The sequence below is a fragment of the Pusillimonas sp. genome, from assembly GCF_035515275.1.
In the GTDB taxonomy this organism is placed as follows: Bacteria; Pseudomonadota; Gammaproteobacteria; order Burkholderiales; family Burkholderiaceae_B; genus Pusillimonas.
In genome coordinates, this window is record NZ_DATJBQ010000109.1 from 1 (window position 1) to 4,537 (window position 4,537).

A 4,537-nucleotide genomic window follows, 5' to 3' on the forward strand; every position below is an offset into this window, starting at 1 on the left:
CAACAACCCCCGCAAGGTCGACCAGTTGCGGGCTGTCGGTATCGACGTAACAGAACGCATTCCGCTACAGGTCAATCGCAACCCTCATAACGAAGGCTACCTACAGACCAAAGCGGCCAAGCTTGGCCATTGGCTCAAGGTTACTCTGACCGAACCCGAGCAATGAGCGCCTGGTATATTTTGCCCAACGGGCATGTCCGCCACATAGAGGGGCTTGAGATCCAGCCTGAACAGGACTGGTTTCCGACCCCCGAAAGCCTCGAGGCTTATGCGAACCAGCAGCGCGCAGCGGGTCAATCTGAGGTGTGGATTGCCAGACGGGTGATGAGCCTGGCCGTTGAGTGTGAGCAATGGGTGCGCGAGAACCTGAGCTGACACAATACAGGCTGCAGGTTTTGCTATAGGGCCGGGTCGCCTATAACGTGGACCCGGCTGCTTCTTACATGAACCGCATCTTGAAGCGGCGACCTTTAATAGTGCTGTTGGCCAGCCGGTCGTAGGTTTCGTCGGCGATTTCGCGCTTAAGGGCCACAAAGGTTACAAAATCGAGCACGTCGATCTTGCCCAGGCTGTCAAAGGGCAGGCCCGCATCTTTGGTCAGGGCGCCCACCAGGTCGCCGGCGCGTAGCTTGCTTTTCTTGCCACCCTGTATGCACAGGGTAAGCATGGGTGCTTCGGGCGGCTTGCCTGCCGTTTTGGATACGGCATCAAGCCTTTGCCAGGGCAAAGGCGCATCCTGATACTGCTCAATACGCTGCGCCCGGTACATTTCTTCCTGGGAAACCAGGCTCAGGGCCAGCCCCTTGGCGCCGCTACGGCTGGTGCGCCCCACGCGATGCACGTGCACTTCAGGCTGGGGCGCCAGCTCGACGTTGATCACGGCATCCACCGACTGCATGTCCAGCCCGCGGGCCGCCACGTCGGTGGCCACCAGCACCGAGCAACTTTGGTTGGCAAACTGCACCAGTATGTCTTCGCGGTCGCGCTGCTCAAAGTCGCCATGCAAGGCCAGGGCCGAGAAGCCGCGCGCCTGCAAGAACTCGGTCAGCTCATGGACCTGGGCCTTGGTATTGCAAAATGCCAAGGTGGATACGGGGCGAAAATGCATCAGCAAACGGGCCACGGCCTCTAGTCGCTGGTCTGCCGAGATCTCGTAAAAATGCTGCTCGAGCCGATTTTCAGGAAGCTGGGATTCGACCTTCACCTGAACCGGGTCGCGCAGGAATCGGGCGGCCGACTTTTGCACATTGTCTGGGTAAGTGGCCGAAAAAAACAGGGTCTGTCGCTTGCGCGGGCATGCTGCGACGATGGTTGCCATGTCGTCGTAGAAACCCATGTCTATCATGCGGTCGGCCTCATCCAGCACCAGGGTGCGCAAGCCTGACAAATCGATGGTATTGCGACCCAGGTGGTCGCAAAAGCGCCCCGGCGTGGCGACAATGATATGAGCCCCGTGGCGCAGAGAGTCGATCTGCCGCTCGAGCGAGGCGCCCCCGGCCAGTACCAATACCTTGATATTGGCGGCATGGCGGGCCAAGCGTCGCAGTTCTTGCGCCACCTGGGCCGCCAGCTCGCGGGTCGGGCATAGCACCAGCGCCTGAGTGCCAAACCAGGCTGGGTTCAGAGTGTGCATGATGCCCAGGCCAAAAGCGGCGGTCTTGCCGCTGCCTGTCATGGCTTGCGCGATAATGTCGCGCCCCTCGAGCATGGGCGGCAGGCTGTGCGCCTGAATCGGCGTCATTTGTTGATAGCCGAGCTGGTCGAGGTTGTTCAGCACGGCGCTGGACAGCGCGGTGCTGCTGAACGAAAGGGGAGAGTTCACCGGGTGGCCTGGTAGTGTGGCGATGGAAAGCCCATTTTAGCAGTAGTGCTTGCCACAAGCCCCGGCGTCGGCAAGACCAGCCGGACGGGGCGGTGAGGCACCGGCCAGGGCGGGTTGGCCTTGTTCAGGCCGCTCAGGCGGCGATGACGCCTAGCTCTTTGATGGCGTTTGCGGCATCGTCCTTGGCCTTCCGAATGGCGTCCTCGCCCAGGTTCACACCCTCGGCGCGCACAAAACGCACGTCGGTGATGCCGAAGAAGCCAAAAATAACCTTCAGAAAGCTTTCTTGATGCTCAAGCGCCTGGCCCTGTTCAGATGTAGAGTAGGCGCCGCCGCGCGTAGAGGCCACGACCACTTGCTTGCCGCCGGCCAGCCCCACGGGGCCGTTCTCGGTATATTTGAACGTACGGCCTGCCTGGGCAAGACGGTCGATCCACGCTTTAAGCTGGCTTGGGATGGTGAAGTTGTACATGGGGGCACCCACCACCACGATGTCCGCCGCCAGAAACTGTTCAAGCAAATCGGTTGTAATTTCGTTCTCGCGGCGCTGAGCGTCGGAAAGCTGATCATCGGCGAGCCCAAGGCGGAACCCGAGCGATTCGACCGACAGGTGCGAAGGAGCCTGCGCTGCCAGGTCGAGATACTGGACCTGGATGCCGGGCTGGGTCTGAACGAAGTGGTCGACAATTTGCCGAGTCAGTTTGCGCGAAATGGATGCGTCGCCGGTAATGGCAGAGTCAATGTGCAATAGTTTTGTAGTCATGAAAGTTCCCGTCGTATTTGTTGAAGGTCTTGCGGCGATGGCATTGGCCAACGCCTGGCCTATGCCAAGCTTGGTCTTTGCCCAAGCCCTTTAGCTGTATGTTCATGGTAATGAAGAAAGCCCGGCGTGATTAGCCGGGCCGGACGCAACCAATTGTTCCATTTATGGAATTATAACTATAAGCTCTGCAGTCTTAAGGGCTGCTCTGGAACATTCCTGCCTGTAGGTCATCGAACGCCTGAATCAGTTCCTGCCGCGTGTTCATCACGAAAGGCCCATGTTGGGCAATGGGCTCGCGCAGCGGCAGCCCCGCGATCAGCAGCATTCGGGCCGGCCCCGGGCTGCTAACCACCACGCCGTCGGCCTGGGGGTCGTTTTGCAATATGGCCAATTTCTGTATACCTACCTGCTGGTCGCCTACCTGGACGTTTCCACGATAAACATAAATGAATGCGTTGGCGTCGGCGGGCACAGCTTGCTTGAAGCTGTCTGGTCCTTCGAAATGTATATCCAGGTAAAGCGGTTCGGTAACATCGCGTTGCATGGCGCCTTCGACCCCGTGGCTGGCGCCGGCAATAATACGTACAAGCGTATTGTTTACGCGCATTTGCGGAATATCGGGACTCTGGAAATCCCGATACCAGGGTTCGGTCATTTTGGCGGCGGCGGGTAAATTCAGCCACAGCTGAAAGCCTTCCATCCTGCCTGATTCCTGCTCGGGCAATTCAGAGTGGATCACGCCGCGTCCGGCCGTCATCCATTGGACGCCTCCGTTCTGCAGCAGGCCTTCGTGGCCGTAGCTGTCGCGGTGTCGCATGCGACCGGCGATCATGTAGGTAACGGTTTCGAAACCGCGGTGCGGGTGGTCGGGAAAGCCCTTGATGTAGTCGTCGGCTTCGTCGCTGCCGAAGGCGTCGAGCATCAGGAAAGGGTCGAGCCGCCGCTGCAGGTCTTGTGTCAGCACCCGGGTCAGTTTTACGCCGGCTCCGTCCGAGGTGGCAACGCCGGACAGTTGCCGCTCGACCGTGCGCGGACGATTGACCTGTTCAAGGCGGGCGGGGGGTAGGGTTTCGGTCATGATCGTTCTCGGTAAAGGCCGGATGCCGTGCCCCCGGCCAAATGCGTTGGGTGTTGGGTATAGTGTACAATCGCTGCGTCATCAGGGAGTAGCCGCACCCCGCAATGGGGTGGTCTGCGTCAACATACTTGGCCTATCAGGGCCGTGGCGCACACAGCTCGGGCTTTGGTCCGAACCGCCTGGCAAGACTTTTGGCCGCTTTATTCCGTCGTCGGCCGGAGTACGGCGGTCGATCGTTTAAAACGCCGGCAGGACAATTCAAACAATGCAGGCTTTCCTCGTTTCCACCGGTGTGGTCGCCTTGGCCGAAATCGGCGACAAGACACAGTTGTTGGCTTTTATTCTGGCTGCGCGCTATAAGCGACCGTGGCCGATTATTGCGGGCATTTTCTGTGCCACCATTGTCAACCACGCTTTAGCCGGCCTGCTGGGCGCGTGGATCACATCGTTCATTGAGCCGGCCATGTTGCGCTGGATACTGGGGCTTTCGTTCATCGCCATGGCGGCCTGGATGCTGGTGCCCGACAAACTGGACGAAGACAACACGCCTTCGCCGGCGAGGTTGGGGGTGTTTGGCGTAACGCTGATCGCCTTTTTTCTGGCTGAAATGGGCGACAAGACTCAGGTCGCGACGGTGGCGCTGGCCGCCAACTATGCGTCGGTGGTGGGCGTGGTCATGGGTACGACGCTGGGCATGATGATCGCCAATGTGCCCGCGGTGCTGCTGGCTCGCAAATTCGTTGAGCGTGTATCCATGAAACTGGTTCATGGCGTTGCGGCAGTGATATTTGCTGTGCTGGGCGTATTGGCTCTTTTCGGCGTGGGCCGGAACCTGCTCTGAGTAAACTTCGGGCGCGGTGGCCCGCGCCCGAAA

At 59.6% G+C, this 4,537-nt stretch carries 5 protein-coding genes, 1 pseudogene and 1 riboswitch; of the genes and pseudogenes, 3 read left to right on the forward strand and 3 right to left on the reverse strand.

What is annotated here, in order from left to right; genetic code table 11:
- Nucleotides 1–166: pseudogene (locus VL003_RS08175) on the forward strand (GTP cyclohydrolase II); the annotation flags it as partial.
- Nucleotides 163–375, forward strand: a complete 213-nt coding sequence (locus VL003_RS08180) for a hypothetical protein (RefSeq protein WP_325441389.1) — start codon at nucleotides 163–165, stop codon at nucleotides 373–375. The pseudogene VL003_RS08175 and the gene VL003_RS08180, both read left to right, overlap by 4 nt.
- Nucleotides 376–439: 64 nt before the next feature.
- Here VL003_RS08180 and dbpA read toward each other — a convergent pair whose 3' ends face one another.
- The 3 genes from dbpA to VL003_RS08195 form a co-directional block, all read right to left on the reverse strand.
- Complete coding sequence (gene dbpA, locus VL003_RS08185) at nucleotides 440–1,822, reverse strand: ATP-dependent RNA helicase DbpA (RefSeq protein ID WP_325441391.1); 1,383 nt, start codon at nucleotides 1,820–1,822, stop codon at nucleotides 440–442.
- 133 nt (nucleotides 1,823–1,955) lie between these two features.
- Entirely contained in the window at nucleotides 1,956–2,585 is a 630-nt protein-coding gene (locus tag VL003_RS08190; protein WP_325441393.1) for an FMN-dependent NADH-azoreductase, read from the reverse strand.
- A gap of 193 nt (nucleotides 2,586–2,778) precedes the next feature.
- Nucleotides 2,779–3,663 carry a pirin family protein gene (locus VL003_RS08195; RefSeq protein WP_325441395.1) on the reverse strand — a complete coding sequence of 295 codons (885 nt, stop codon included), beginning with the start codon at nucleotides 3,661–3,663 and terminating at the stop codon, nucleotides 2,779–2,781.
- Between the two features lie 67 nt (nucleotides 3,664–3,730).
- Nucleotides 3,731–3,880: riboswitch (yybP-ykoY riboswitch) on the forward strand.
- 48 nt (nucleotides 3,881–3,928) lie between these two features.
- Between VL003_RS08195 and VL003_RS08200 the strand changes: the two genes are divergently transcribed.
- Nucleotides 3,929–4,504 carry a TMEM165/GDT1 family protein gene (locus VL003_RS08200; RefSeq protein WP_325441397.1) on the forward strand — a complete coding sequence of 192 codons (576 nt, stop codon included), beginning with the start codon at nucleotides 3,929–3,931 and terminating at the stop codon, nucleotides 4,502–4,504.
- Nucleotides 4,505–4,537: the final 33 nt, after the last annotated feature.